At 63.9% G+C, this 25,251-nt stretch carries 28 protein-coding genes; 13 read left to right on the top strand and 15 right to left on the bottom strand.

Going from position 1 to position 25,251, the window contains the following annotated elements; genetic code table 11:
* Positions 1–41 precede the first annotated feature (41 nt).
* The gene (locus UP06_RS02810; protein ID WP_045000265.1) at positions 42–2,006 is read right to left on the bottom strand and encodes an aq_1923 C-terminal domain; all 1,965 of its coding nucleotides are present in this window, start codon (positions 2,004–2,006) and stop codon (positions 42–44) included.
* Between the two features lie 247 nt (positions 2,007–2,253).
* On the opposite strand from UP06_RS02810, the gene UP06_RS02805 reads away from it, so the two are divergent.
* The 3 genes from UP06_RS02805 (at position 2,254) to UP06_RS02795 (ending at position 6,822) form a co-directional block, all read left to right on the top strand.
* Positions 2,254–4,563, top strand: a complete 2,310-nt coding sequence (locus UP06_RS02805) for an NADP-dependent malic enzyme (RefSeq protein WP_045000264.1) — start codon at positions 2,254–2,256, stop codon at positions 4,561–4,563.
* Positions 4,564–4,752: 189 nt separating this feature from the next.
* Positions 4,753–5,205 (top strand): DoxX family protein, encoded by a 453-nt coding sequence (locus UP06_RS02800; RefSeq protein ID WP_045000263.1) that lies wholly within the window; start codon positions 4,753–4,755, stop codon positions 5,203–5,205.
* 198 nt (positions 5,206–5,403) lie between these two features.
* Entirely contained in the window at positions 5,404–6,822 is a 1,419-nt protein-coding gene (locus UP06_RS02795) for an outer membrane protein (protein ID WP_245305388.1), read from the top strand.
* A gap of 15 nt (positions 6,823–6,837) precedes the next feature.
* Here the strand turns inward: UP06_RS02795 and UP06_RS02790 are convergent, their stop codons facing one another.
* From UP06_RS02790 to UP06_RS02775, 4 genes are all read right to left on the bottom strand, one after another.
* Positions 6,838–7,389: a dihydrofolate reductase family protein gene (locus tag UP06_RS02790; protein WP_045000262.1), complete on the bottom strand. Its 552-nt coding sequence runs from the start codon at positions 7,387–7,389 to the stop codon at positions 6,838–6,840.
* Between the two features lie 8 nt (positions 7,390–7,397).
* Positions 7,398–8,417, bottom strand: a complete 1,020-nt coding sequence (locus UP06_RS02785) for a polysaccharide deacetylase family protein (protein WP_045001104.1) — start codon at positions 8,415–8,417, stop codon at positions 7,398–7,400.
* A gap of 166 nt (positions 8,418–8,583) precedes the next feature.
* Positions 8,584–9,153 carry a glutathione peroxidase gene (locus UP06_RS02780; RefSeq protein ID WP_045000261.1) on the bottom strand — a complete coding sequence of 190 codons (570 nt, stop codon included), beginning with the start codon at positions 9,151–9,153 and terminating at the stop codon, positions 8,584–8,586.
* A 153-nt stretch (positions 9,154–9,306) separates the two neighbouring features.
* A complete protein-coding gene (locus UP06_RS02775; RefSeq protein ID WP_045000259.1) occupies positions 9,307–11,031 on the bottom strand; it encodes a L,D-transpeptidase in 1,725 nt (574 codons plus the stop codon).
* Positions 11,032–11,239: 208 nt separating this feature from the next.
* Between UP06_RS02775 and UP06_RS02765 the strand changes: the two genes are divergently transcribed.
* The gene (locus UP06_RS02765; protein ID WP_045000254.1) at positions 11,240–11,788 is read left to right on the top strand and encodes a CreA family protein; all 549 of its coding nucleotides are present in this window, start codon (positions 11,240–11,242) and stop codon (positions 11,786–11,788) included.
* Between the two features lie 30 nt (positions 11,789–11,818).
* Here UP06_RS02765 and UP06_RS02760 read toward each other — a convergent pair whose 3' ends face one another.
* Entirely contained in the window at positions 11,819–12,028 is a 210-nt protein-coding gene (locus tag UP06_RS02760) for a hypothetical protein (protein ID WP_045000252.1), read from the bottom strand.
* 420 nt (positions 12,029–12,448) lie between these two features.
* Between UP06_RS02760 and UP06_RS41375 the strand changes: the two genes are divergently transcribed.
* A complete protein-coding gene (locus UP06_RS41375) occupies positions 12,449–12,610 on the top strand; it encodes a hypothetical protein (RefSeq protein WP_197087107.1) in 162 nt (53 codons plus the stop codon).
* A 34-nt stretch (positions 12,611–12,644) separates the two neighbouring features.
* Positions 12,645–13,010 (top strand): hypothetical protein, encoded by a 366-nt coding sequence (locus UP06_RS02750; RefSeq protein ID WP_045000248.1) that lies wholly within the window; start codon positions 12,645–12,647, stop codon positions 13,008–13,010.
* Positions 13,011–13,073: 63 nt separating this feature from the next.
* On the opposite strand, the gene UP06_RS02745 is transcribed toward UP06_RS02750, so the two are convergent.
* Together UP06_RS02745 and pdxR are read right to left on the bottom strand one after the other, a co-directional pair.
* Entirely contained in the window at positions 13,074–13,319 is a 246-nt protein-coding gene (locus UP06_RS02745) for a DUF6719 family protein (protein ID WP_045000247.1), read from the bottom strand.
* Positions 13,320–13,386: 67 nt separating this feature from the next.
* Positions 13,387–14,874: a MocR-like pyridoxine biosynthesis transcription factor PdxR gene (gene pdxR / locus UP06_RS02740; RefSeq protein ID WP_045000246.1), complete on the bottom strand. Its 1,488-nt coding sequence runs from the start codon at positions 14,872–14,874 to the stop codon at positions 13,387–13,389.
* Between the two features lie 75 nt (positions 14,875–14,949).
* Here pdxR and UP06_RS02735 point away from each other — a divergent pair, with 75 nt between their 5' ends.
* The 5 genes from UP06_RS02735 (at position 14,950) to kynU (ending at position 20,156) form a co-directional block, all read left to right on the top strand.
* The gene (locus UP06_RS02735) at positions 14,950–15,675 is read left to right on the top strand and encodes a pyridoxamine 5'-phosphate oxidase family protein (protein ID WP_045001101.1); all 726 of its coding nucleotides are present in this window, start codon (positions 14,950–14,952) and stop codon (positions 15,673–15,675) included.
* Between the two features lie 52 nt (positions 15,676–15,727).
* On the top strand, positions 15,728–17,005 hold the full coding sequence (locus UP06_RS02730) for an ArgE/DapE family deacylase (RefSeq protein ID WP_045000244.1): 1,278 nt from the start codon (positions 15,728–15,730) through the stop codon (positions 17,003–17,005).
* Between the two features lie 254 nt (positions 17,006–17,259).
* Complete coding sequence (locus UP06_RS02725; protein ID WP_045000242.1) at positions 17,260–18,069, top strand: hormone-sensitive lipase; 810 nt, start codon at positions 17,260–17,262, stop codon at positions 18,067–18,069.
* A gap of 36 nt (positions 18,070–18,105) precedes the next feature.
* Complete coding sequence (gene kynA, locus UP06_RS02720; protein WP_045000241.1) at positions 18,106–18,945, top strand: tryptophan 2,3-dioxygenase; 840 nt, start codon at positions 18,106–18,108, stop codon at positions 18,943–18,945.
* Positions 18,946–18,953: 8 nt separating this feature from the next.
* Positions 18,954–20,156, top strand: a complete 1,203-nt coding sequence (kynU, locus tag UP06_RS02715; RefSeq protein ID WP_045000239.1) for a kynureninase — start codon at positions 18,954–18,956, stop codon at positions 20,154–20,156.
* A gap of 141 nt (positions 20,157–20,297) precedes the next feature.
* Here the strand turns inward: kynU and UP06_RS02710 are convergent, their stop codons facing one another.
* Positions 20,298–21,086 (bottom strand): cobalamin-binding protein, encoded by a 789-nt coding sequence (locus UP06_RS02710; protein ID WP_045000237.1) that lies wholly within the window; start codon positions 21,084–21,086, stop codon positions 20,298–20,300.
* A gap of 119 nt (positions 21,087–21,205) precedes the next feature.
* On the opposite strand from UP06_RS02710, the gene UP06_RS02705 reads away from it, so the two are divergent.
* Both UP06_RS02705 and UP06_RS02700 read left to right on the top strand, forming a co-directional pair.
* Complete coding sequence (locus UP06_RS02705; protein ID WP_045000235.1) at positions 21,206–21,607, top strand: PaaI family thioesterase; 402 nt, start codon at positions 21,206–21,208, stop codon at positions 21,605–21,607.
* A gap of 168 nt (positions 21,608–21,775) precedes the next feature.
* A complete protein-coding gene (locus tag UP06_RS02700) occupies positions 21,776–22,387 on the top strand; it encodes a GNAT family N-acetyltransferase (protein WP_045000233.1) in 612 nt (203 codons plus the stop codon).
* Between the two features lie 57 nt (positions 22,388–22,444).
* Here the strand turns inward: UP06_RS02700 and UP06_RS02695 are convergent, their stop codons facing one another.
* The 6 genes from UP06_RS02695 to UP06_RS02675 form a co-directional block, all read right to left on the bottom strand.
* Complete coding sequence (locus UP06_RS02695) at positions 22,445–22,750, bottom strand: hypothetical protein (RefSeq protein ID WP_045000231.1); 306 nt, start codon at positions 22,748–22,750, stop codon at positions 22,445–22,447.
* Between the two features lie 84 nt (positions 22,751–22,834).
* Positions 22,835–23,134, bottom strand: a complete 300-nt coding sequence (locus UP06_RS02690) for a putative quinol monooxygenase (protein WP_045000230.1) — start codon at positions 23,132–23,134, stop codon at positions 22,835–22,837.
* 25 nt (positions 23,135–23,159) lie between these two features.
* Positions 23,160–23,846: a DUF2161 domain-containing phosphodiesterase gene (locus tag UP06_RS02685; protein WP_045000228.1), complete on the bottom strand. Its 687-nt coding sequence runs from the start codon at positions 23,844–23,846 to the stop codon at positions 23,160–23,162.
* 205 nt (positions 23,847–24,051) lie between these two features.
* Positions 24,052–24,306 carry a ParE family toxin-like protein gene (locus tag UP06_RS41920; protein ID WP_082078372.1) on the bottom strand — a complete coding sequence of 85 codons (255 nt, stop codon included), beginning with the start codon at positions 24,304–24,306 and terminating at the stop codon, positions 24,052–24,054.
* On the bottom strand, positions 24,303–24,500 hold the full coding sequence (locus UP06_RS02680; RefSeq protein WP_045000227.1) for a hypothetical protein: 198 nt from the start codon (positions 24,498–24,500) through the stop codon (positions 24,303–24,305). The genes UP06_RS41920 and UP06_RS02680 overlap by 4 nt, the downstream gene beginning before the upstream one ends.
* Before the next feature lie 53 nt (positions 24,501–24,553).
* Positions 24,554–25,234 carry an SDR family oxidoreductase gene (locus tag UP06_RS02675; RefSeq protein ID WP_045001099.1) on the bottom strand — a complete coding sequence of 227 codons (681 nt, stop codon included), beginning with the start codon at positions 25,232–25,234 and terminating at the stop codon, positions 24,554–24,556.
* Positions 25,235–25,251 lie beyond the last annotated feature (17 nt).

The following is a 25,251-nucleotide window of genomic DNA, read 5'->3' as shown; positions in this document are numbered from 1 at the left end:
GCGTCATTTCATGCCGCGCCGCGTCCGGGACACGAGACCAACTACAACCCCGTCGACGCCTCGATCCTGAACTGCGCCAACGCGACAATCGGCTCGCTGTTGAGGGCGTTCATGAGCTGGACCACTGGCACCTTGCCGAGCGGTGTCAGCTTAATCGTGAGCGTTTGCCCCGATGTCGCAACGAAGCTCGCGAGCGCATCCACTGCCGTTTTGGCGTCGGGATTGGTGGAGACGATCCTCTCGCCCTGCGCCCGGATCATTTCGACGATGGCGCTGCGCGCGGCGTCGCGGCTGACGTTCTGAATCCGCGCGAACTGCGCTACGACGAGATCGACGACGCCGCTGTCGCGCAAGGAGAGCTCGATCGCACCGGTCTCGATCTGCCCCGCCTGACCCATGGCCTGCACCGGGTCGACCGTGAACACGCCACGCGGCACGTTGGCGAGCGCGAAGCGGGCTTGCGCCTTGGCGAGATTGCCGAGATCGATGGTTGCTGGTGCGAGCGCGAACGTGCCGGACGACTCCGTCCAGGCGGCGCCGAGATCGAGGTCGATCGCGAGCTTGTCGACGCCCGCCATGATCAGCGGCCGTTGCGCCGGACTGGTCGGGTCGGTGGGGGAGACCATCTTCACGACCAGATTGGCCTTGCTCGGGATCGATCCGACCAGCTGGCCCCAGTCCAGGCTGATCGTATCGATGGTGACGAGCTGCCGGGTGTTCTTGTAGGGCGAGACCACGCCCTTGATCTCCGCGCCCGCGAGCACCCGGAACAGGCCGAGCATCTGATCCGGCGAGGGGGCCTGCCCGGGATTGGTGAGGCTCGCGGCCCAGTGCATCAGGTTTGCGATATTGAAGGACTTGAGCGCGAAGCGCTCCATCTTGATTTGCCCTTGCGGCGTCGGTGCATCGAGGCCCTCGATCGCGAGCTCGCCCTCCCTGTATTTGATGGCCCTGAGCCGGGGCGTCCCTTGCGGGGTCGTCATCGACATGGTGCCGATCTCGATCTTGCCGACGCGAAGGCCCTCATAGAAGCCGGCGACCTTCTCCATCATCTCGCGCGATTGCGCCGGTGTCGGCAGAGCCGAACGGTCTGCCGGCAGCAGCGCCAGGATCTCGGCCGGCCGGAATTTTGACGGCTGCACCGCAATGTCGGTGACGGCGATCCCATCGACCTGCATCCGCATGCCCAGCGTCGACGTCGCTACATAAGAGCCGCTTGAGATCTGCCCGTAGACACGATGATAGCTGTCGTCATTGGCTTTCTGCGGGTCGAGCGCGGCGGTGATCCCGGTCGAGTCGAAATCATTGATGATGATGTCGGATATCTCGCCGGTCAGCTTGTCCGCCTTGCCCGGCTGCGGCAGGTTCATCGTGAAGTTGGCACGGTCCACCTTCATCGCGTCGACCTTGCCCTGGCCGAGCTTCTGGATCGCGAGACCCGAATAGGCGATCTCGCCGCTGCCGCCCTTTCCGGCGTCGAAGGTGACCGCAAGGGTCGGCGCCGTGACTGAAGATGCGGTCACGCTCGCATACTGCTCGAGCACAAATCGATACATGTCGATCAGCGAGCCTGACGCCGGTGGGTTCGGCGCGCGAAGCGGGCCGGCGTAATCCCGCATGGTCAACTGCGGGACCTTGTAGGAGACTTTCAGCTTCCCGGGGCCGACCTCGTCCAGCGCAATTTCGAAGCCCGAGATATCGATGCTGTCGGCTGCGAAGCGTCTCTCATCGACCTGGCGGACGCCTACGCCCTTGATGGCGGCGATTTTGACATGCGCCTGCGGCTGCTCGGCAGGCTCAACCGCGATGTCCTCGACAGTCAATGTCCGGCTCGTCAGGTCGAACGCCACCTTGCCGTGACTGGCTTTGCCGCCGCCGGCGCGGAGCTGCTCGAAGGCCGCCTCGACCTCGGCGGTGGCGCGATGCTGGACGTAGAGATTGAAGCCGAACCATCCGCCCGCGGCGAGCACGATCACCGCGACTAGGCCGATCAGGATTCGTTTCATTCTTCAGCTCCAGTTGCCCATTTTGCACTGCGCAACCTGCCATATTCGCAAAGCGGTGTGCGGTCTAGGGAAAGCTATGGTTTTCAAATATTTGACCGCGCGCCCTGTTGATGGGGGCGCAATCGGATGTTGCCACCGGGGCGCCGGCCGTGCTTCATCCCGTTTCCATGACCCGGAATACCGCGACCCGCGACAGACCGGTCAGGACAACGTAGTTTGAGGCCGGTAACGCGAGGCAAGACACCGCATGTCCTCCTATTCTGATGATCTCCACCAGGCGGCGCTGGCCTATCACCGTCTGCCGCGCCCCGGAAAGCTCGAGATCCAGGCGAGCAAGCCGCTCGCCAACCAGCGCGACCTCGCGCTTGCCTATTCTCCAGGCGTTGCCGCCGCCTGTATGGAGATCGCCAAGAACCCGGCCGAAGCAGCGACCTTGACGATCCGCGCCAATCTAGTCGCCGTGGTCTCGAACGGCACCGCGGTGCTCGGCCTCGGCAACATCGGCCCGCTCGCCTCAAAACCCGTGATGGAGGGCAAGGCGGTCCTGTTCAAGAAATTCGCCGGCATCGACGTGTTCGACATCGAGATCGCCGCCGACACCATCGAGCGCGTGGTCGAGACGGTGGCGGCGCTCGAGCCGACGTTCGGCGGCATCAATCTGGAGGACATCCGTGGGCCGGAGTGCTTCGAGATCGAGGCGCAGCTGAAGGAGCGCATGAAGATCCCGGTCTTCCATGACGACCAGCACGGCACCGCGATCATCGTTGCCGCTGCCGTCACCAACGGATTGCGGCTGAACGGCAAGAAGCTGTCGGACGTCAAGATCGTCGCCTCGGGGGCAGGGGCGGCCGCGATCGCGACGCTCAATCTCCTGGTGTCGATGGGCGCGCAGCGCAAGAACATCTGGGTCTGCGACATCGACGGTCTCGTGCACGAGGGCCGCAACACCACGATGGACCGCTGGAAGGCGGTCTATGCGCAGAAGACCGACAAGCGCACGCTCGGCGACGTCATCGGCGGCGCCGACATCTTCATCGGGCTTTCGGCACCGGGCGTGCTCAAGCCCGAGATGGCCAAGGCGATGGGCGACAAGCCGCTGATCATGGCGCTCGCCAACCCGACGCCGGAGATCATGCCGGAGGAGGCGCGCAAAGCCCGCCCCGACGCGATGATCTGCACCGGGCGCTCCGACTATCCGAACCAGGTCAACAACGTCCTCTGTTTTCCCTTCATCTTCCGCGGTGCGCTCGACGTCGGCGCCACCGCGATCAACGAGGAGATGAAGCACGCTGCCGTCGAAGCTATCGCGCAGCTTGCGCGCGAGGCGCCATCGGATGCGGTGGCACAAGGCTTTGACACCGGCGAGACGCAAGGGTTCGGCCCGGGCTCGCTGATCCCGAGTCCCTTTGATCCACGGTTGATTCTGCGCATCTCGCCGGCCGTGGCCAAGGCCGCGATGGAATCGGGCGTCGCGACGCGTCCCATCACCAATTTCGACGAATACACAGCTCTCTTGGAACGCTTCGCCTTCCGCTCCGGCCTCGTCATGAAGCCGATGTTCGCGAAGGCCAAGACCCAGCCGGTGCGCGTGATCTACGCCGAAGGCGAGGACGAGCGCGTGCTGCGCGCCACCCAAGTGGTGCTGGAGGAGAAGCTGGCGACGCCGATCCTGGTCGGCCGTCCGTCCGTGGTTGACGCGCGCATCAAGCGCTTCGGCCTGTCGATCAAGGCGGGCAAGGATTTCGACCTCGTCAATCCCGAGGACGATCCGCGCTACCGCTCTTATGTGCAGTCCTATGTCGAGGTCGCCGGCCGTCGCGGCGTGACGCCGGATGCGGCGCGCACGGTGGTGCGCACCAACAACACGGTGATCGCGGCGCTCGCGGTGATGCGCGGGGAGGCTGACGCCATGCTCTGCGGCGTCGAGGGCCGCTACATGCATCATTTGCGTCATGTCCGCGAGATCGTCGGCTTCCAGACTGGCATCAGCGATTATGCCGCGCTGGCGCTGCTGATCACCAGCAAAGGCGCCTTCTTCATCGCCGACACCCAGGTGCGCCCCAATCCGAGTGCGGAAGAGCTTGCCGAGATCGCCTCGCTCGCGGCGGTGCACGTCCAGCGCTTCAACATCAAGCCGAAGATCGCCTTCGTCTCGCATTCGGATTTCGGCAGCTACGACACTGATTCCTCGCGCAAGATGCGGCGGGCGACCCAATTGTTGAAGGAAAAGCATCCGGAGATCGAGGCCGACGGCGAGATGCAGGGCGATACCGCGCTCTCGGCCGCAGCGCGCAAGATGGTGCTGCCGCACTCCAAGCTCGAGGGTGAAGCCAACATCATGATCATGCCGACGCTGGACACCGCCAATGTCGCCTATCAGATGATCAAGTCGCTCGCGGATGCGCTGCCCGTCGGCCCGATCCTGATCGGCCCGGCGCGCCCTGCGCATATCCTTACCCCCTCGGTGACCGCGCGCGGCATTCTCAACATGACCGCAGTCGCCGTGGTGGAAGCGCAGGAGCGTGCAGCGCGGCAGCAGCCGACGTTGTTTACCTGAGGCGACGTCGCTTCACCTCGCCCCGCTTGCGGGGCGAGGGAGCGCATTTCCGGCGTGTGTCAGCACTTCAACCTTTTCAAAACGGTTTTCGCCATTTCCCCGTTTGTAAACCAGCGAACGACGCTCCATAATCGCCCGGTGCGTTCGTCGAAATTCCGGTTTCAAAAAGCCTGAGCCAAGAGGCCGATCATGCCAGCGTTCGTGACTTTCGGGCGAATCCTGTTCGCCGTGCTGTTCATCTACACGGGCGCCACCAAGCTCTTCGCCATCCAGGCGACGGCGGACTTCATCGCCACCAAGGTCGTGGTGCCCGAGATGATCGCGCCTTACGCCAAGCAGATCGAGGCGGCGACCGCCATGACCACGCCGCAGCTGCTGGCGATCGCGGTCGGCGTGCTCGAGATCATCGCAGGCCTGATGATCGCGCTGAATTTCGGCGCGCGCTTCTTTGCGATGCTGCTGATCATCTACGTCGCGGTCGCGACCTTCTTCTTCTACGATTTCTGGAACCAGGCGGCGCCCGAGAACGGCAAGATGCTGGTCGACGCACTGAAGAATCTCTCGATCATCGGCGCGCTGTTCATGATCATGGGCTATGGCCGCGCCACGCGCTCGGCCGAGACTGCCTACGGGGACGTGTAGCCGCTCCAGGGCGTCTTCGCGTGGCGATCGCGTGAACCCTCATTCACAGATCATGGCTTTGAGATCACAGCGGTTCCACAAAATCGTGGCCGCTGTCGCGCGCGCTCGTTTGTCGGCTTGTCGGATTGTCCCGGCGCAGAATATGACCGGTCGATCGGTTGTATGGGCGCAACCGGCACGAGGCGATGGGGGCGGGACTTGGTTCATTCGAAGCGACGGGTGGTGCGTGCGGCGGCTGTTCTGGGAGCTGCGCATGTCGCGGCCTTTGCCGTAACGGCGGCCGAAGCCGCAGACTTGCCCGTGAAGGCGCCCCCGCAACTGGCCTCGGTGGCGAATTGGACCCAGTTTTATGTCGGTGCAGGACTGGGCTTCGACTTCGCGTCGGGCCGCTCGAATCTGACCCCGGTTGGCGGCGGTCCGGCCATTTTCGATCTCGACGGCTTGCAGGGCGCCGATCTCGGATTGTCGGCTTTCGCCGGCTTCGACGTCCAGGTTGCGCCGCGGTTCGTGGTCGGCGGCTTCGTAGATTACGACTGGTCGCGCCAGCGCACGGCAGTCAACGTAACGCTCTTCGGGGCGGCAAATCTGTCTGCCGTGATGCCGTCGCTCGACCAGGGCTGGACGATCGGCGGTCGTGCGGGATTTCTGGCGACGCCCGATATCCTGCTCTACGGCCTCGCCGGCTACAGCCAGATGCGCATCAACAATTGGAACGCCACGGCCACGTTCGGCGGCCCTGTTTTCACGATGCAGGAATCGGCTCAGACTTCGCGCGGCTACACGGTCGGCGCCGGTGCGGAATATCGTCTCACCAGCAATGTGTCGCTGCGCGGCGAATATCGCTATGTCGCGCTTGGCCACAACACGACGCTCGACCCGCTCGGCGCGGTCTGGACCACCGACCTCTCCGAGCACGTGATCCGGATCGGCGCCGCCTATCGTTTCGGGCAGTTCGGCGGCCCCGCGACGACGGCAGCGGCCGCGCCGGCGATCAGTCCAGCATGGACCGGCGTTTATGTCGGTGCAGGCATCGGGGGCGATGCGCTCACGCCCCATGTCGCGGCCTCGCTTCCCGGCGCGCTGGATTTCAACGCAGCCGGCCTTGGCGGCGCCGACGTCGGCGGCACCTTCACCATCGGCTATGATCGCCAGATTGCACCGAAATGGGTCGTCGGCGCATTTGGCCTGATCGACGCGGCAACGAATGGCGGAGCCAAAATCACGGCAACGGGTGCCGGCGCCGGAACAACGGTCGCGTCGGATCTCGCGTCGGTGAAATGGGCCTGGACCGTCGGTGGACGCGCCGGCTATCTCGTTTCGCCGGAGACGCTCGTCTATCTGCTCGGCGGCTATACCGGCTCGACCGCGCGATCCCTCACCTACAGCGTCTTCGGCATTCAGAGCACCAGTCCGGAGCGCGAATATCATGGCGCCACCTTCGGTGCCGGCTTCGAGCGCTTCTTCAGCGACAGTATCTCGGCCCGTGCCGAGTATCGCATGACCCATGTGGCAACGCGTGACGATCTGACGGATGGTCTCCTCTTCACCAGCGTGAGCGCGGGCGGCACGGTCCACACGCTGCGCGGTTCGCTGGTCTATCATCTTCCGACGCCGTAGCGCGGATCGATTGGTTTAGCCCCGCCGCCACGGCGTCACCGTCACCTCATCCGCCGCGTCGAGCAGATACGGCGCGCCCGGCTTCATCCCGTGTGAAGCCAGCACCTCGCGCGGCGTCCGCTCCGGCACGCCGACGAAACAGCCTTCGCCGCCGGGCAGGCGCAGATGCGGGGCTTCCGACAGCCAGAACGTGTCGTAGCGATCCATGAACAGGTCGAACACGACGGGGCCGCCGATGATCGCGACCATGCCGGAGGCAACGTCGGCAAACGCGCAGGCCTCCTCGAAGCTCGTGTGATCCGGATTCCACAAGGTCGCGTTCGGCATCTCGGGATCGACGGTGAGGGCCTTGATCTTGCGCGTCATGATCAGCCGCCTGCGCTTCGGCGAGTTCGGCTGCTGCTCGTGCGAGTGACGGCCGTGCACGATCAGGGCGGCGCGATCGAGCGCCTGCTCGAAGAAGCGTTTGTCGCCCTCGAATTTCAGGGTGTCGGGCATGACATGACCCGCGTCGGCAAGCATGCCGTCCGCGGAGACGATGACGTAACCTTCGAGGCGGAGAGACAATGCGACAGCTATTCGTTGACCGTCGTCACGACGCTGTTGACCGGCCGTGTGCTGACCGTCGGCAGCTTGACGTCCTTCATCAGCTCCTGGTCGTATTCGGGGAGCGAGGCGACCGGCGCCTTGGCGCGCATCGCCACGACCTTGTAGCCGCCGGCCTTGAGGCGGTTCAGAAGCTCGGGCAGGGCTTCCGCTGTGTGCTTCTGGAAATCGTGCATCAGGATGATGCCTTTGCCCTTCTTCTCGAGCCCCTTCATCACGGTGTCGATCACCTTCTCTGGCTTGGAGGCCTTGAAGTCGAAGGAGTCGATGTCGCAGGAGAAGATCGCAACGTTGCGGTTGCCGAGATAGGTGACCATCTCAGGCGGATGCTGCAGCGCGGGGAAGCGGAAGAACGCTGCGGGCGAGATGCCGCCAAGCGCCCATTTCACGGCGCTGATGCCCTTCTCGATCTCTTCCTTGCGTTGTGCTTCGGTCAGCTTCTTGTTGTTGAGATTGGCATGCGACCAGGTATGCGTGCCCACGACGTGGCCGGCCGCATAGACCTGCTTCAGGATCTCCGGCTCATAGGTGGCGTGCTTACCGATCGAGAAGAAGATCCCGGTGGTGCACTGGTCGGCGAGCGCCTTGAGCACGGCCGGCGTGTTGTGCGGCCAGGGGCCGTCATCGAAGGTCAGGACGACCTCCTTGTCGCGCAGGAAGTCGAGCTCCTTGAAATGCTCGAAGCCGAAGCCGGGGCCGCCGGTGGTGTCGATCTCGACGGTGCGGGCGATACCCAGCGCGTTCGGATTGTTGCAGGCGGCGCGCGCGGGCTGCGGCGCTTGTTGCGGTGGGGGCGGGAAGGAGGCGGCGGCTGGTTGCGCAGCAACGGGGGCGGCGGCTGCGGGAGCCGGAGCAGCGGCCGGAGTTGCCGCCGGCGGTGCGGCTTGCGTGGCGGCTGCGGGTTTTGCACCCGAAGTCTGCGACCATGCCGCGCCTGTCAACGCAACAGACATAGCGCTTGCCAAAATCAGTCCTGCCGCCACACGCATGGTGTTGTCCTCGAGATTGATCCCGTTGTTCGGCCGCGGCTTTTTCGCCTCCGGCAGAACCACTCCTGCCCCAGATATCTTAGCCTAGATGGTGGTCCATCGCCATTGCAACGGATGTTTGGTGCTCTGCCACAATTGTGCCCAGGCGTCTTGAAGCGACGTGCCCTTAACTGTCGGCCAGCGCCTTGGCGACCGCCGTCTTGATCCGCGTATCGGCGGGCTCCACCGCAGACGCAAATACCTCGGCGATATAGCCGTCGCGGCCGATCAGATATTTGTGGAAGTTCCACTTCGGAACCTCTCTCGGCCGTGCCTCGGCGGCCCATTTGTAGAACGGATGCGCCTTCGGTCCGACCACGACGGCCTTGGCCGCGATCGGGAAGGTAACGCCGTATTGGTGATGCGCGGTCTCCGAAATCTCGCTGGTGCCGCCGGGCTCCTGGCCGCCGAAATCGTTGGAAGGCACGCCGATGATCGTGAGCCCGCGCTCGCGAAACTCGCTCCAGAGCTCTTGCAGTCCGGCATATTGCGGGGTGTAGCCGCACAGCGAAGCCGTGTTCACGATCAGCAGCGGCTTGCCGGTGAAGGCGGCAAGGCGAATGTCATCGCCGGACAAAGCGGGGAAGGAGAAGGCGTAAGCCGGGATTCGGCTCATTCCACCATCGGCCAAAGCACGCGTTGCCGATGTGGCCGCTGCGAGAAGCGCCGCGGTGAGCACAGTCCTGCGATTTGGCATGGCGACGTCCCCCGACATGATCCGGGATGCACTTTACTCCGCCACTGCGATCGGCCTGCTCAACACCGCGTTATCTGACGCGGCGAAGCGCTAGATTCTTATTTTGACGCGTTTTCTTTACGCGAACCGGCATCCACTTCGCTCGAAAACGCTCTAGTACAGCCGGACGATGAAGTCGGTGCCTTCGCCGGTCTCGCCCTGGTTGATGCCCTGGTCGGAGACGATGACCGAGCCGCCGGTGGTCAGCATCTCGTTGATCTTCGCCATGGTGTCGGTCGGAATCGAGATACGGTCCAGCGCCTCGGTCGGGCTGTCCGGTGTGATGACGGGCTTTGCGGCGACAGGGATCACGGCGGCGCCGCGCTGGCGGCGCGTCACGTGACCGTCGTCCTCGCGCGCGGCGGAGCGGACGGCGACGGGCAGCGACACCACCGACCAATGCAGCGCATTGGAGTCGGTCTTGTCGATCTCGGCGGTGAAGACATGGGTGCCAAGCGGCCGGTCGCTCGCGGCGATCGTCACGGGCACCTCGAACAGCGGCGAAAAGTTCTGCCGCACATAGAGCTTGGAATCCTTGCGGCTGATGAACACCGCAATCTGGCCGGCGCGCTTCGGCAGATCCGGCTTCGCTGCGGGGGCGGGATCGGCGACGCGGGTCTGATCCTTCTTCGCGTCCGGCGAAGCGGCAGGCGCCGTTGCTGTCACTGCCGCGTCCGGTTTTTTCTCGGTCTCCGCCGCCTCAGCCTTTGCGGGCTCGGATTTGGCGGGCTCGGACTTTGCTGCTTCCGTTTTCGGAGCTTCAGCCTTCGGAGTATTGGTCGGCTCCGATTTGGCAGCCTCGACCTTCTCGTCCGTGGTCGCCTTGGGCGCTTCTACAGCCTCGGAAGGTTTCGCTTCGGTGTTGGCGGCGTCGGCGGGCTTGGCGGTCTCATCCGTCTTCGCGGTCGCTTCGGGCTGCTTCGCCGGCTCGGAAGCTTCGGCGGACTTGATTTCAGCTTGGGCCGGTGCGGCTTCCTCACGAACCGGCGCATTGCCCGTCGTCACATCCGACATCACGGTATGCCCGATCGAGGAGCGTAGCTCGAGTATGCCGTCAGCGCTGGCGGTTTTCGTCTCAACCGGCTTGGCTTCCGCGACCTTGGCTTCGGGCGCGCCCTTGTCCGCCTTGTCGCCAACAGGCGTCGCGGGCTCGAGGCTTGCGGCCGGTTGCGGCGGCACGCGCAGCGAAGCGAGCATCGGATGGGAGAAGCTGTGCGGCGTCATCTCGCCGGGCGTGACGAGCACGCGCGCGCCCATCTTGGTCCAGTTCCACATCTTCACGGCGAACGCCATCGGCATGCGGATGCAGCCATGTGAGGCCGGATAGCCCGGCAGCACGCCGGCATGCATGGCGATGCCGGACCAGGTGATCCGCTGCATGTACGGCATCGGCGCGCCGCTATAGATGTTGGAATGGTGGAATTTGTGCTTCTGGATGATGCTGAAAACGCCCATCGGCGTGGAGTGGCCCTTCATGCCGCTCGACACCGGAGACTCCGCGAACACGCCGTTGGAGTCGTAGACCGTCACTTTCTGCCGGTCGATCGAGACGACGATGACCAGCGGCCCTTGCGGCTTCGCGCCGGTTTCCTTTTCGACGCGCGCCTCGCTCTTGTTCTTGTTCTTGGCAGCCGCGCCGCGCTTCTGCGGCTTCTGCTGCGTCTCGTCGGGACGCCGCACCTGCCGTGAGTAGTAGGACCCGTCCGAATAATCCGGCGTGTAATAGAACGCTGCTTCTGCCTGGCTGGTCGTACCGATCGCACCCGCGGCCGTCAAAATGGCGAACTGCCACAGCCGTGCCGGCGCGGCAGCAAAACGGGACCCGTTCACGCTAGTCATTCCTCGAATCCATAATCCAAATCAGACATTAGTGTCGCAGAGGGTATACGCGTTCACCAGCACGGCAGTTCTGCCGTCCGCTACTTTTGTCCAATCGTAGCAAAAAAGCCTCACAGAGCGGTAAACGGCGGCCACGATGAGCTGCCGGTCGCCTTCCTGACGGGCGGTCGCGTGCCTACATTGCGGGAACTTGTTACCGGAGAACTTCATGTCATCTCGTTTCCCCGCTCTTTCCGGCATCCGCTTGAAAGACTTTGCTTTATTCCTCCTTCTGCTGGCTGTGCCGGCGGCGCCGGCTTCCGCTGCCGACGAGCCGGATCTGATCTTCCGCCGCTCCACCGTGTTCAAATGGATGAGCCCAAACGACAAGCTCGCGACCTATGGCCTCGACGATCCCGAGGTCGAGGGCGTGGCCTGTCACTTCACCGTGCCGGAGAAAGGCGGTTTCAAGGGCTGGCTCGGCCTCGCTGAGGAGGTCTCGGACGTTTCGCTCGCCTGCCGCCAAATTGGCCCCATCAAGTTCAAGGACAAGATGGAGCAGGGCGACGACATGTTCCGCAAGCGCCGCTCGCTGTTCTTCAAGAAAATGCAGATCGTGCGCGGCTGCGATGCCAAGCGCAACGTGCTGGTTTACATGGTCTATTCGGACAGGTTGATCGAAGGCTCGCCCAAAAACTCGACCTCGACCGTGCCGATCATGCCGTGGGGACCGGCCGACGCAAACGTCCAGAAGTGCGGCGAGTTCTTCACTCCGTGACGCGCTTGCGTTCACAGTGACGCGGTTCGTTCACTCAATGACGCGGTTGCGGCTGACGCGCGGTTTCGCAAGATGTGAGCCGGTCAGCCGCACGAACGCCTGCGGCGCAGCCTCGTAGCCGCGGCCAGATTGCAGCGCCATCGGGCCGGGCCCGCTGGCGCGGCTGCGAATGGGCTGTTGCTCGGCGCGGTCCGTCCGTTGGGCCGCGTCGCGCGCCGTTGCGCGATTTCCCGCCGTCATAGTGGCCATCCCTCAGATAAATGTGCCCGGTGTTGATCCGGAGCTTCTCGGTTTCGATGGCTTGGGTCGCAGCGACGCGCCCCCGGTTCGACAAAGCCCAGCCTTCGCTTGGGCTTCTCTTCAGCAGAGAAACGTAAAATGCGTGTGAAGTGAGTGAGGCGAGCGCAAGACAGCGGCCAACGTGCGGCACGCCTTTGAGCGCAACGGAGCTTGCCAAGCCACTTTGTGCCGCGGCGCGACCGGCCTGAAATGATTAGGGTTTTCCGCCGAATGTTTCGTCGCCTCGGATGCGACGAAACAATTTCCGCGAAGATGAAACCATTTTCGGCTTTTGGCGCATCACGGAAGAAACCGCGCATGGTTATCACCGCCACAACGACGACGGCGGAACCGCCGGCCACGGAACCTGGAGACAAGTCCATGCGCGCGCTCAGCTTCATCCTTGCTTTCGGCTTCGTGCTCGCCGGTTCCTCGTTCGCAGGGTCGCCCGACGGCAATCTGCCGGGTGTCGGCACCTTCCAGTACAGCGGCTCGCCGGTCACCACGGCGCCGCAGCCGATCGTTGTCGCCGCGCGCTTCTGATCATTAACAAGAAAATCAGCCGGCACATTCCATCATGCACCTTCGTTTCTGCGCTGCGGCGCTCATGTCCGTTCTGACGATCAGCTCCGCCCAGGCGCAGGTGCGCTCTCCCAGCCGATTACCCGATCCCCGCACCGAGTTCGTGCGCCAATGCGCGCCGCGTATGCTCGGGCGTTGGGAGCATCCGGAGGAAGTTTGCGGCTGCCTGCATGATCATGCCGCCGCGGTCGTCGAGGATCGCGACCTGCGCGAGGCCCTGCTGCGCGGCATCAGCGAGACCGGTGTGCCGACAATCGAGACCGATTGGGTGCCGGCGGCAAAGCAAAGCGAGATCGGCGCGACCTTCACCAAGATCGCCAAACCGACCTTGCAGTGCATGTTCGACCCCGCGAAGTCGTAGGGCTCTATTGTCTGAGCATGATCTCGTCGGAAATCCGCTTCACGCTTTTCCGGATCATGCTTGTTACTTCGATTTCGGACCGAACCGGCCCACACAGGAGCTGGTTCGCACGACGCCCTTATCGGTCATCTTCGCACCACGCACTTCCTTGACCTGCCCGGCGGGGCAGGTTCCGTCATCCACCATCACGCGCTGACCAAGCTTGAGATCGACGATGTCCTGTTCGCGGCCGATCGTGGCCGCTCGAACCGTCGTCGCGAGCGTTGCGGAGATCAGAAGCGAAAGACAGACTGCGTGGCGGAGTGACATGATGTGAGGTCCCGGCATCGATGCCGCAATGTAGGGAGCGGTACACGATTCTCATAGGGAACCTTTGTCACGCCCGGCGGGCCGATCCTCTCTTGGTACGCAAGGCGGCGCGCGATTCCCGCGCAAGCCGCTCGGCGGAAGCGACGAGTTGCGGAACCGCATGCCCGGAAAATCCAAGCACGAAGCCCGGCAGCGGACGCGCCCGCGCATAAGTGTCGGCCAGCAGCCAGCCTTCCGCGCCAGCCGCCTGCTTCGCCTCGGCGGCAATCGCAGGAGCAACCGACGGATCGAATCGTGCGACCAGGTGCAGGCCCTGCGAGGGTACCGGAACCGACAGCGCGCCGTCTGATGCGGCTTCGAGCGTTTCGGCCAGTGCGTCCCGCGCCTCCCGATAGAGTTTTCGCACCCGCTTCAGGTTTGCGGCGAAGGCGCCGGAATTGAGCATGTCGGCCACCGCGCCTTCCATCAGCGTTCCGGGAAAGCGGTCGAGCGCGGCGCGCGCGGCCGTGACGTCGGCGATCAGGCGCTCGGGCAGGGCGCAATAGCCGATGCGCAGGCCCGGAAACAGCGTTTTGGCGAACGTGCCCATGTAGATCACGCGCTGGAGCTGATCGATGCCGGCGAGCGACATCAGCGGCGCGCCGTCGTAACGAAACTCACTGTCGTAGTCGTCTTCGAACACGAAGGCACCGGCCTGTTTCGCCCAGTCCAGCAGTTCGAGCCGCCGCGGCATCGACATCTGCACGCCCAGCGGAAACTGGTGCGATGGCGTCACATAGGCGGCGCGCGCGGACGGCGCAGCCGCGCGGCCCTTGGCGATTTGCAGGCCGTGTGCGTCGACAGGAATGGGGACGGTGCGATAGCCGCACTGCGCGATGGTCCTGCGCGCAATGGGATAGCCGGGATCCTCGCACCAGACCTGATCGTTCGCCTTCAGGATCGTGCCGAGCACGATGCGCAGCGTATGCAGCGTGCCGGAGGTGAGCATGATCTGGTCGGGGTCGCAGCGCAGCCCTCGCGCCGACAACAGATGATCGGCGATCGCGACGCGGAGCTCGCGGCTGCCGCGCGGGTCGCCGTAATGCAGATGTTCGGTGCCGAAGGCGCGCATGCGCCGGCCGACAAAGGCACGAAAGCGTTGCAGCGCGCGCTCGTCGATATGGGTGCAGCCGAGCGAGAGCGCGCCTTGCCGAGGAGCCTCGACAACCGCCTTCGGCTTCTTGGATGCGGCAGCCCGTGCTGGGATGCGCGCGGCGACGAACGTGCCGGAGCCGACGGTTGCTTCCGCAAAACCATCCGCGATCAGGCGCTCATAGGCGGTGACGACAGCGTTGCGGCGAAAGCCCGTCTGCTTGGCCAGCGTTCGTGACGGCGGCAACGGCTCGCCGGGTTTTACCAGGCCGCCGACGATCAACTCGCATAGCGCCTGATAGAGCCGGTGCGCTGAGGAGGCGCCGGCCGTGATGTGCGGACCGGTGAGGTCGAGCGGCAACTCGGGCTTTGCCAGCGAAGGGGATTTGGCTGGTGAGGAGGAATTGGTCGGAATTTTTTGCATGGAATTGGCACTATCGCAGACCAAATCGGTCGCTACAACTGGTCTGGAATTCTTCCAATCTCGACAGGAGTGGCCGTGAGCCAGACTGAGACCTCAAATTCCTATCCGACGTCCGCGCGCAACCAGGTCAAGCGCCGTCACGATCGCGGCTTCTACGATCACGACACTGTTCATCGCATCCTGGATTCCTCGATGCTGTGCCACGTCTCCTATGCAATCGACGGCCAGCCCTATTGCACGCCGACCTTCTTCTGGCGCGAGGGGACGAAGCTCTACTGGCACGGCTCGAGCGCCAGCCGCATGCTGCGTAACCAGACCAAGGGTGAGCGGGTGTGCCTCACGGTCGCCCATCTCGACAGCCTCGTGTTGGCCCGCTGCGGCTTCAACCATTCGGCCGACTACCGCGCGGTGATGGCGTTCGGCACCGCCTATCTCGTCACCGACCCCGAGGAAAAAGAGCGTGCGGTGATCGCCATGGTCGACCGCTTCTTCCCGGATCGCACCGCGAGCCTGCGGACGAGCAATACGCAGGAGATCAAGGCGACCTCCTTCATCGCGATGGAGATCGAGGAGGCCTCGGCCAAAGTCCGCGCCAAGGGTGTTGCCGACGACGACGAAGACTACGCCTTGCCGATCTACGCCGAGCGCATTCCGGTGCGCACCGTGATCGGCGCGCCGGAGCCGTGTCCGCGGCTGCTTGACGGCGTGAGCCGTCCTGCGACGCTGGATGGCTATTCCGAGGGCCGGCTGCTCGAAGATGCATTGCGGGATGCTTATTTTGTGGAGTACCCGAACGGCTAAAATCGGCTAGCTTGCGCGCTCCTTGGACCCTTCGAATGCCTGGAGTTGCCTGATGAATGCCGAGACGCAGCAGAGGATTCTTGACGCCGTCGATGCCGGCTTCGAAGCCCAGCTTGCGACCACACGCGATTTCGTTGCGATCCCTTCGACCCGCGGGGCGGAGGGGCCGTGCCAGGACATGATCGGCGACCTCCTGCGCGAGCGCGGCTACGAGGTCGACGACTGGCACATCAATGTCGACGATCTCAAGGATCTGCGCGGCTTCGGACCGATCGAGCATGACTTCTCCAGGGCGCGCACGGTGGTCGGCACATATCGTCCCACGACTGAGGCCGGCAAATCGCTGATCCTCCAGGGCCACTGCGACGTGGTGCCGGCGGGCCCGCTTGAATTGTGGGACACCCCGCCGTTCTCGCCCGTTATCAAGGACGGCAAGATGTTCGGCCGTGGTGCCTGCGACATGAAGTCGGGCACGATCGGTGCGCTCTATGCGCTGGATGCGATCAAGGCGGCAGGCCTCAAGCCGACGGCGCGAATTCACGTCCAGTCCGTGATCGAGGAGGAGAGCACCGGCGTCGGCGCGCTCTCGACGTTGCAGCGCGGCTATCGTGCCGATGCCTGTTTCATTCCCGAGCCGACCGCCGGCAAGATGGTCCGCTCCCAAGTCGGCGTGATCTGGTTTCGACTGCGGGTGAAGGGCCATCCGACCCACGTCGCCTTTGCCGGCTCAGGCTCCAACGCCATCATGGCGGCCTATCATCTCGTCCATGCCCTGCAAAAGCTTGAGATCGAGTGGAATGAGCGCGCCAAGGCCGATCGCCACTTCAAGACGCTGAACCATCCCATCAACTTCAACCCCGGCATCATCAAGGGCGGCGATTGGGCCTCCAGCGTGCCGGCCTGGTGCGACGTCGATTGCCGCATTGCCATCCTGCCGGGCTGGTCGGTGGCCGATCACCAGAAAGAGATTCTGGCCTGCGTCACTGCTGCCTCGCGCAACCACCGCTTCCTCGCCAACAATCCACCGGAGGTCGAATGGTCCGGCTTCCTGTCGGAAGGCTATGAGCTGACCGATTCCGCCGCGCCGGAAGCTGCGTTCGGCAAGGCCTTCAACAAGGTCTATGGCGGCGCGGTCGATGATCTCGTCTTCACCGCGCTCACCGACACCCGCTTCTACGGCCTCAATTACGGCATCCCGAGCCTGTGCTTCGGCGCCAGCGGTGGCGAGATGCACGGCTTCAACGAATTCGTCGATCTGGAATCGCTGAAGAAGACGACCAAGGCAATGGCGCTGTTCATCGCGGAGTGGTGCGGGGTAGAGCAGGCGTAGGCGCAGCTCCATTCGCTTGTGCCGTAGGGTGGGCAAAGGCGCACTTGCGCCGTGCCCACCAATTTCCCTTTGCGTGACGCAGGTGGTGGGCACGCTACGCTTTGCCCACCCTACGGCGTCTCGTTTGGAGCTCTCGTTGCCCAATCCACCGGCTCTCCTAGATACTTTAAGCTTAAAATAAAGACTAGGATGCGGGCTTCGCCGGTGGCAGACTGGTGCCCGATCGCAAGGCCTGAGTCCGTCGAGGGAGTACGATGCGCGATTGGGATGATGCTTACGCCAATTCTGCCCATATCCCGGGCTCGGACAGACTGCCGGCGCTGTGGACGGAGCGGGCAGCGGCTTACCGCGCCGGGCTGAAGGGTTTTCGTTCCGACATCGCCTACGGACCGGCCGAGCGCCAGTGTCTCGACCTGATCGTGCCCGACGGCGACAGCAAGGGCCTCGTCGTGTTCGTCCACGGCGGCTACTGGATGCGCTTCGACAAATCGACCTGGACTGATCTGGCCGAGGGCGCGCGGCACCATGGCTGGACCGTGGCGCTGCCGAGTTACACGCTGACACCGGCCGCGCGCATCTCCGACATCACCGCCGAGATCAGCACCGCGATCGCCAAGGCGGCCTCGCTCGTCGCGGGTCCAATCCGGCTCGCCGGCCATTCCGCGGGCGGCCATCTGGTCACGCGCATGCTGTGCGACGACAGCCGGCTTGAGCCGGCCGTCTTTAATCGCATCGCCGGCACGCTCTCGATCAGCGGTCTGCACGATCTGCGGCCGCTGTTGAAGACCAAGATGAACGAGACGCTGTGCATGACCATGGAGGAGGCGACGCTCGAAAGCGCGGCGTTGCGTCTGCCGCGCGGCCATTCGCCTGTCACGGCCTGGGTCGGCGGCAGCGAGCGGCCCGAATTCATCCGCCAGTCCGATCTGATGGCCAATGTCTGGACCGGCTTTGACGTGCCGACGCGCCTCGTCGTCGATCCCGGACTGAACCATTTCACCGTGATCGACGCGCTGAAAGATCCGTCGTCGCAGATTACCGCGCGCCTGATTGGCCTCGACTGAGCTAGCGTACGGGATGATCGATCGAGAGGGCCTGCCATGACGTCCAGCGATTACGATCCCACAAGCGAAGGCGCCGAGACCGATTTCGCCCGGCGCATGTCCTATGGCAACTATCTCGCGCTGGATGCAATCCTCGGCGCGCAACATCCGCTCTCGGAAGCGCATGACGAGATGCTGTTCATCATCCAGCATCAGACCACGGAGCTGTGGATGCGGCTTGCCATCCACGAGCTGGCCGCCGCGCGCCGCGCGATCGCCAAAGACGAGGTCGCCCCAGCAATGAAGATGCTGGCGCGGGTATCGCGCATCTTCGAGCAGTTGAACAGCGCCTGGGACGTGCTGCGCACGATGACGCCGAGCGAATACACGCGCTTCCGCTCGCAGCTCGGCCAGTCCTCCGGCTTCCAGTCGCGGCAGTACCGGCTGATCGAATATCTGCTCGGCAACCGCAATCACGCCATGCTGAAGCCGCACGCGCACGACCTCGAAGTGACGCAGCTGCTTGAGGCTGAGCTTGCGACGCCGAGCCTCTATGACGAGGTGTTGCGGCTCGCCGACCGCAATGGACTCAAGATGCCGGCCGCGGTGCTGGCGCGCGATGTGCGCGAGACCCACAGCTTTAACGAGGGCGTGCTGCAGGCCTGGCGTGTGGTCTACGAAGCGCCTGAGACGCATTGGATGCTCTACGAGGTCGCCGAGAAACTGGTCGATTTCGAAGACTATTTCCGGCGCTGGCGCTTCAACCATGTGACGACGGTCGAGCGCGTCATCGGCTTCAAACGCGGTACCGGTGGCACCGGCGGCGTCAGCTATCTCAAGCGCATGCTTGAGATCGAGCTGTTCCCCGAACTCTGGCGCGTCCGTACCATCCTCTAGAGATTCCCATGACCAAACTTCGCGTCTACGAAGACACCAAGGCGTTGTTCCATCTGCCTGACGGCGTGATCTATCTCGACGGCAATTCGCTCGGCGCGCTGCCGCTTGGTGTTGCCGAGCGCGTCAACCGTGTCATCACGGCCGAGTGGGGCAACGAGCTGATCCGCGCCTGGAACAGCGCGGGCTGGTACGTCCAACCGCGCCGTGTCGGCGATCGGATCGCACGTCTGATTGGCGCAGAGGCCGGCTCGGTGATGATGGGCGACACCCTGTCGCTGAAGGTCTATCAGGCGCTTGCCGCCGCGCTCGATATGAACTCGACGCGCAAAGTCATCCTGTCGGACACCGGCAATTTCCCGACCGACCTCTACATGGCCGAAGGCCTGATCGCGACGCTCGGGCGCGGCCATCAACTACGCCTGGTGGCGCCGGAGGAGATCGAGGCCGCGCTGTCGGAGGAGATTGCGGTCCTCTACATCACCGAGGTTGATTACCGCACCGGCCGTCGCCACGACATGACGAAGCTGACCGCGAAGGCGCGTGCGCTCGGCATCGTCACGGTCTGGGATCTCGCACATTCGGCCGGGGCGCTGCCGGTCGATCTGGCGGGCTGCGGTGCCGATTTCGCTGCGGGGTGCACTTACAAATATCTCAACGCGGGCCCCGGCGCGCCAGCGTTTCTGTATGTCGCGCCACGCCACGCCGACAGCGCGCGCGCCGCGCTGTCCGGGTGGATGGGCCACGCAAAACCATTTGCGTTCGATCTCGGCTATCAGCCGGCCGGCGGCATCGAGCGCATGCGCGTCGGTACTCCGCCGGTGCTGGCGATGGCAGCGTTGGAAGCCTCGCTCGATATCTGGGATCGTGTCGATATCGCCGAAGTCCGCGCGCGTTCGCTGGCGCTCGGCGATTTGTTGATCGCGGAGGTCGAACGCCGCTGCGCTTCCTTGAAGCTGGTTACGCCACGCGCGCATGAGCGCCGCGGCTCGCAAGTCTCCTTCGCCTTCGACGGCGGCTATGCCGCCATGCAGGCCCTGATCGCCCGCGGCGTCATCGGCGATTTCCGCGCGCCCGACATTATGCGCTTCGGGATTACGCCGCTATATATCGGCGAGGACGAGGTGATGAAGGCGGCCGGGATCATCGAGGAGGTGATTTCGGGTGAGGTGTGGCGACGGCCTGAGTATCAGGTTGTGAATGCTGTGACTTGAGCACCGAACGTCGCCCCAAGCGTCATTTCTGCGAGCGTGGACCATCACCGCCACCCTTCGAGGCTCGCTGCACGGTGCTGTGCACCGCGCAGCTCGCACCTCAGGATGACGGGGCTGGGGGAAGCGACAGCTGCTGCACGTTCAGGCACGCTCGCCCCACAACGCAGTCACGATCGCATCGAGCCCATCCGTCAGCGCCGCTGGCCCGGGCTGCAGGATGATCGGCGATTTGATCTCGACAATGCGGTCATTGCGTACAGCCGGAATTTCGTTCCAGCCATCGCGCTGTCTGATACGGGCAGGCACAACCTTCTTGCCGCACCATGAAGCGAGGATCACGTCGGGCGCTGCCTTGCGCACCGCGTCCGCCGACACGATGCGGTCCTTCGCAGCCTGCCGATGTCGCAGCTCGCAAAACACATCCTCGCCGCCGGCGATCTCGATCAGCTCGGACACCCAGCCGATGCCCGAAATCAGCGGATCGTCCCATTCCTCGAAATAGACTTTTGGCCGCGGCGAGGGGCGGCGTGTCGCCGCCACCTCCGCAAGTCGACGTTCAAAACCCTGAGCGAGGCGGTCCGCGCGTTCCGCCGCGCCGACCAGCGCACCCAGCGTGCGGATCATCGCCAAGATCCCGGCGACGTCGCGCTGGTTGAAGACATGAACGTCGACGCCTTCGCGCACGAGATCGGCGACAATGCCGGCCTGGAGATCGGAGAAGGCCAGCACCAGGTCCGGTTCCAGCGCCAAAACCTTTGGGATGTCCGCCGAAACGAAGGCCGACACCCGCGGCTTCTCGCGGCGGACCTGGGGCGGGCGGACGGCGTAGCCGGAGACACCGACGATGCGGTCCTGCTCGCCGAGCAGATAGAGCGTTTCGACGGTCTCCTCGGTCAGGCAGACGATGCGGCGGGGCGGGAAGTGGCGCATGGCGAGACCATATGCGCAAATATCGGTATCGATGTCAGCACGGCCATGACCTCGGACGTCATTGCTTTGCCGCACAGAGCAATTCACGTTGAGAGCACAATGAATTGGGAGGAGATCCGATGACGCCGCTTGAGAAACTTAAAGCGATGAAGATGCCGTTCGCCGAGCTCAAGGGCGTCGAATTCGTCGAAGCCGAGAAGGATCGCGTGGTGGCGCGGATGACGGTCAGGCCCGATCTGTGCACGCTTCATTACACCATCCACGGCGGCGCGGTGATGGCGCTGGCCGATTCCGTCGGGGCGGCTGCGACCGTGATCAACCTGCCGGAGGACGCAAAGGGAACGACCACGCTGGAGAGCAAGACCAATTTCATCGGCGGGGCCAAGGAGGGAACCGTTGTCATCGCCACCGCTACTCCCGTGCACCGGGGACGACGGACCCAGGTCTGGACGACCCGGCTGGAGACGGAGGATGGCAAGCTGGTTGCCGTGGTGACCCAGACCCAGCTCGTCCTCGTATGATTACGGGACCTTGATTTTGTTAACGAATTGGTCGCTTCCCATGCCTCTAACTTGAGCGGGTTCCCATCTTGAAAAACATGTTGCGATGCACAATATTGGAGGTCTAGGGATTCGAACGCCTCCTCGAGGGACACCAAGAGGAGTTTTGACTTGTCACGCGAAGTAGACTTGGAACTTGAAGACACGACCCGGACGAAATCCGTCCCGGGCTATGTGCGGACCCTGGGCCAGCAGGAAGAGTTGCCGCTTCTGCGCGATCACCTGCTCAGGCTCGATGCCGCGAGCCGGCACGACCGTTTCAATGGCTTTCTCGACGACAGCTTCATCGAGCGATATGCCGCCCGCTGCGCCGAGGATGGTACCGTGATCGTTGCCTATATCGTCGACGGCGTCGTCCGCGGTGCGGCTGAGCTGCATCCGCCGGAGGATGATTCGCTTCCCGAAGTCGCTTTCAGCGTGGAAGCCTCGGCGCGTCGCCAGAACGTCGGCACGATATTGTTCAGCCGTCTGATCGCGGAAGCGCGCTGGAAGGGCTTCAAGCGTCTGCGCATCACCACGGGCGCCGAGAATCACGCCATGCGCGCGCTCGCCAAGAAGTTCGGCGCGAACCTGCAATTCCGCCATGGCGAATCAACCGGAACGATCGATCTCGGCAAGACGCCCGAGGCCGAGCTTGCTGATCTTGCCGCGGCGCCGTTCACGGCCGGCCGCGCCTTGCTCAACTTCAATTCGACCTGCTGGAAGCTGATCTCCAGCATGTACGGCAATCGCGCTGCCTGAATCAAAAAGCGGACCGGCAACGCCGGTCCGCTTTGATGTTAGTTGACGAAATAGCGCTCAGGTGCCGGTGCGCTTGTCGTTGCCGAAGCGGCGGACGACGCGGCGTTCGACCACGACCGAGCGCTGCGCGCCCTGTTCGCCGGCGATCACGCGGGTGGAGGTGATGCGGCTGTTGGTGCGGACCTGCTTCTTGACCTCGGCCTGCACGACATCGAGCGGCATCCCCATCAATGATGCGGCGATCTCGGCCTGCTGCTCCTGATCATCGGTGATGCCGACGGCGGCGAAAATCGCCTCGTCCAGGGTGGGCGGATCGTGACGCACGCGCCGCGTGCCGTACTTGGTATTCCAGTCTGCGCTCATAGGGGCCTCGTTTCGATCTGGGATACCTAGTGCCGCTTATGTTGCATTGCAATATGAAATTGGTGTGGCATCTCAGCTATGCACTCAAAGCTTCTCAAGCCGGCTCGCGTCGTAAAGTTCGAGCGTGGTTGGGCCTGCGGCGAGTGAGCGCAAGACCCGCACGAACTCGCCGGACGCTGATACCGCGAAATGTGCGGCGAGAGCTGCGCGGTCGGCCCATTGCTCGAAGAAGACCAGCTTGAGCGGATTCTCGCAGTCGACATGCACCGCATGGGAGATGCAACCCGGCTCCTGCCGCGACCGATGGACGTGTTCGAGGCTGAGGCGGCGCGCCTCGTCGAAGGTCTCGGGCCGGGCCGTCACGCTTCCAGTCACGACGATCATGCAAAGTCCCCCGATGTGAATGCCGCTAGGGCAGGGATGCTTCGTGCACGGTGTCCTTCACTGGCGCCTGCGGCCAGCGTTTCAGCGCCGCGTGTCCGGCATCGGTGAGCCCGTAGATTCCGCGCTCGGCGCGTTCGAACCAGCCATAGACATTATGCAGCAGAATCTTGCCGGCATCGGGGCAGCGTTCGCGCAACTCGCGCACGGCACGCGGGCCGGCGGCGAGTGCTGACGCGCAGGCCAGCGCCTGCTGACGATAGGCGGTCATGATCGGCGTGCGCGTGCTGCCGCCGAGCACGGGATCGCCCTGGCGGCGCTGATGTTCGGCAACGAGGCGCGAGCGTGTCTTCGGCTCGCGGCGCGGCGCTGCCGTCGGCGGCTTCACCAGCACCTCGACCTGGCCGCGGTCGGTGACCCCGAGCATGCCGAAGCCGAGGCGCCGGCAGAGATTGCGATAGCGCGCATCGCTTTCGCGCCCCTTGCCGCGCGACGACATTTTTGCAGCGATCCAGACTTCGTCGCCGGCCGGTGCGCGGTCGACCGCTTGCAAAATCAGTTCGAGATTGAAGGCGAGCTTGAGCTCGCCAATCACAACCACGGGCGGATCGCCGGAGCTCAGGCCAACGAGATCGCAGCCGCCAATCTCGCCCTTCACGGTGAAGCCGAGCTCCTCGAGGAAGCGTTTGACGGGGAGGTAAAGCGCGGTTTCCACAACACGTCCGATCGGAGAATCAGTTGCCGGCAGTTTAGCCCGGATCGGACTCGGGCTGACGGGCCATTTGATGGGAACAGATGGTGCGGTTATCTTGCGCGCGGGGACCGATGAGATCGCCTATGGCGAGGGCATCGCGCTCGCGGGAAAGCAGAGCATCCGCTTCAGGGGCAATCTGCGGCTATTGGTGTCGGATTGACGCCTTTCAGCCTATGAGACGGTCGTAGTCCGCGTGCGAGCCGATCCAGAACCAGACATAGGTTCCATCGGATTCGACGGCCAGCGCGCGATAACGCAGTCCGACTCTGGCGGACCAAAATCGTCCGACCCGTTTGAATTGAAGCGAGGGATGAGTAGGGTCGTTCTTTAAGAGTCTGAAGTTGGCATCGGCCAGCCGCTGAACACCGGCCGGCAAAGCCACATAAGCCTTCCAGAATCTCGGCGACGCCGTGTGTTTCACAAGTCGCGGGTTTGGCCGGCGCGATAGGCGCTCAGCGCCTCCTCGGCAAAGGCATCGAGCTTGCCCGCCTGGGCGCTTTGCTCCAGGGCCTTATCAAAGCGTTCTGCGTCGAACTGCTCGAACCATGCACGAAACCGCGCCAATTCGTCAGGTGCAAGTCGTTCGATCGCTCGTTCGATATCTTCGGTTGTCATTGTTCAAATATAGCAGTGTAGGGGGCCCGGGAAAAGATGCCTGGCCACCGAGCCTACACCCGTCCGCTCACCGGGATCAGCGCGCCGGTGACGCCGCTTGCCGCATCGCTGGCGAGGAACAGGATGACCTCGGCGAGTTCCTGCGGCGTCACCCATTTGGAGAAGTCCGCTTTCGGCATGTCGGCTCGGTTGGCCTTGGTGTCGATGGTCGAAGGCAGCACCGCGTTCACCGTGACCTTGCCCTTCCATTCACTGGCCAGTGCTTCGGTGAGGCGGTGCACGCCTGCCTTCGACGCTGCATAGGGCCCCATGCCGGAGCCCGCCTGGAGCGCGCCCATGGCGCCGATGTTGATGATGCGGCCCGCTTTCGAGGCAGCAAGGTGTGGCAGCGCCGCGTGCGAGGCGTTGAGGGCGGTCATCACGTTGAGCGCATGCATGCGCTGCCACGTCTTGATGTCGCCGTCGCCGACGGTCTCGAAGGCAAAGCCGCCGGCGATGTTGATCAGCGCATCGAGCTTGCCGAAATGTTTGGCCGCCGTTTCGACGGCCGTCTTCGCCTGCGCCGGGTCGGACAGATCGACGCCGCCGATCTCGATGCGCTCGTTCGTGGCTGAGACTTGCGAGGGCGCATGATCGATGCCGGCGACGCGCGCGCCGCGCGACTGTGCGATCTCCGCGACGACTTTTCCAAGCGCGCCGAGCGCGCCGGTTACGATCAGGACCTTGTCTTGCATCATCGATCTCCCGGCCC

This window comes from Bradyrhizobium sp. LTSP857 (genome assembly GCF_000938285.1).
Lineage (GTDB): Bacteria > Pseudomonadota > Alphaproteobacteria > Rhizobiales > Xanthobacteraceae > Bradyrhizobium.
This window is presented reverse-complemented; position numbering and strand designations above follow the sequence as displayed.

Coding starts and splice junctions, on each gene's coding strand:
- UP06_RS02810 (WP_045000265.1), bottom strand. CDS start 2,006: ATGAAACGAATCCTGATCGGCCTAGTCGCGGTGATCGTGCTCGCCGCG.
- UP06_RS02805 (WP_045000264.1), top strand. CDS start 2,254: ATGTCCTCCTATTCTGATGATCTCCACCAGGCGGCGCTGGCCTATCAC.
- UP06_RS02800 (WP_045000263.1), top strand. CDS start 4,753: ATGCCAGCGTTCGTGACTTTCGGGCGAATCCTGTTCGCCGTGCTGTTC.
- UP06_RS02785 (WP_045001104.1), bottom strand. CDS start 8,417: ATGCGTGTGGCGGCAGGACTGATTTTGGCAAGCGCTATGTCTGTTGCG.
- UP06_RS02780 (WP_045000261.1), bottom strand. CDS start 9,153: ATGCCAAATCGCAGGACTGTGCTCACCGCGGCGCTTCTCGCAGCGGCC.
- UP06_RS02775 (WP_045000259.1), bottom strand. CDS start 11,031: ATGACTAGCGTGAACGGGTCCCGTTTTGCTGCCGCGCCGGCACGGCTG.
- UP06_RS02765 (WP_045000254.1), top strand. CDS start 11,240: ATGTCATCTCGTTTCCCCGCTCTTTCCGGCATCCGCTTGAAAGACTTT.
- UP06_RS02760 (WP_045000252.1), bottom strand. CDS start 12,028: ATGACGGCGGGAAATCGCGCAACGGCGCGCGACGCGGCCCAACGGACG.
- UP06_RS41375 (WP_197087107.1), top strand. CDS start 12,449: ATGCGCGCGCTCAGCTTCATCCTTGCTTTCGGCTTCGTGCTCGCCGGT.
- UP06_RS02750 (WP_045000248.1), top strand. CDS start 12,645: ATGCACCTTCGTTTCTGCGCTGCGGCGCTCATGTCCGTTCTGACGATC.
- UP06_RS02745 (WP_045000247.1), bottom strand. CDS start 13,319: ATGTCACTCCGCCACGCAGTCTGTCTTTCGCTTCTGATCTCCGCAACG.
- pdxR (WP_045000246.1), bottom strand. CDS start 14,874: ATGCAAAAAATTCCGACCAATTCCTCCTCACCAGCCAAATCCCCTTCG.
- UP06_RS02730 (WP_045000244.1), top strand. CDS start 15,728: ATGAATGCCGAGACGCAGCAGAGGATTCTTGACGCCGTCGATGCCGGC.
- UP06_RS02725 (WP_045000242.1), top strand. CDS start 17,260: ATGCGCGATTGGGATGATGCTTACGCCAATTCTGCCCATATCCCGGGC.
- kynA (WP_045000241.1), top strand. CDS start 18,106: ATGACGTCCAGCGATTACGATCCCACAAGCGAAGGCGCCGAGACCGAT.
- kynU (WP_045000239.1), top strand. CDS start 18,954: ATGACCAAACTTCGCGTCTACGAAGACACCAAGGCGTTGTTCCATCTG.
- UP06_RS02710 (WP_045000237.1), bottom strand. CDS start 21,086: ATGCGCCACTTCCCGCCCCGCCGCATCGTCTGCCTGACCGAGGAGACC.
- UP06_RS02705 (WP_045000235.1), top strand. CDS start 21,206: ATGACGCCGCTTGAGAAACTTAAAGCGATGAAGATGCCGTTCGCCGAG.
- UP06_RS02695 (WP_045000231.1), bottom strand. CDS start 22,750: ATGAGCGCAGACTGGAATACCAAGTACGGCACGCGGCGCGTGCGTCAC.
- UP06_RS02690 (WP_045000230.1), bottom strand. CDS start 23,134: ATGATCGTCGTGACTGGAAGCGTGACGGCCCGGCCCGAGACCTTCGAC.
- UP06_RS02680 (WP_045000227.1), bottom strand. CDS start 24,500: ATGACAACCGAAGATATCGAACGAGCGATCGAACGACTTGCACCTGAC.
- UP06_RS02675 (WP_045001099.1), bottom strand. CDS start 25,234: ATGCAAGACAAGGTCCTGATCGTAACCGGCGCGCTCGGCGCGCTTGGA.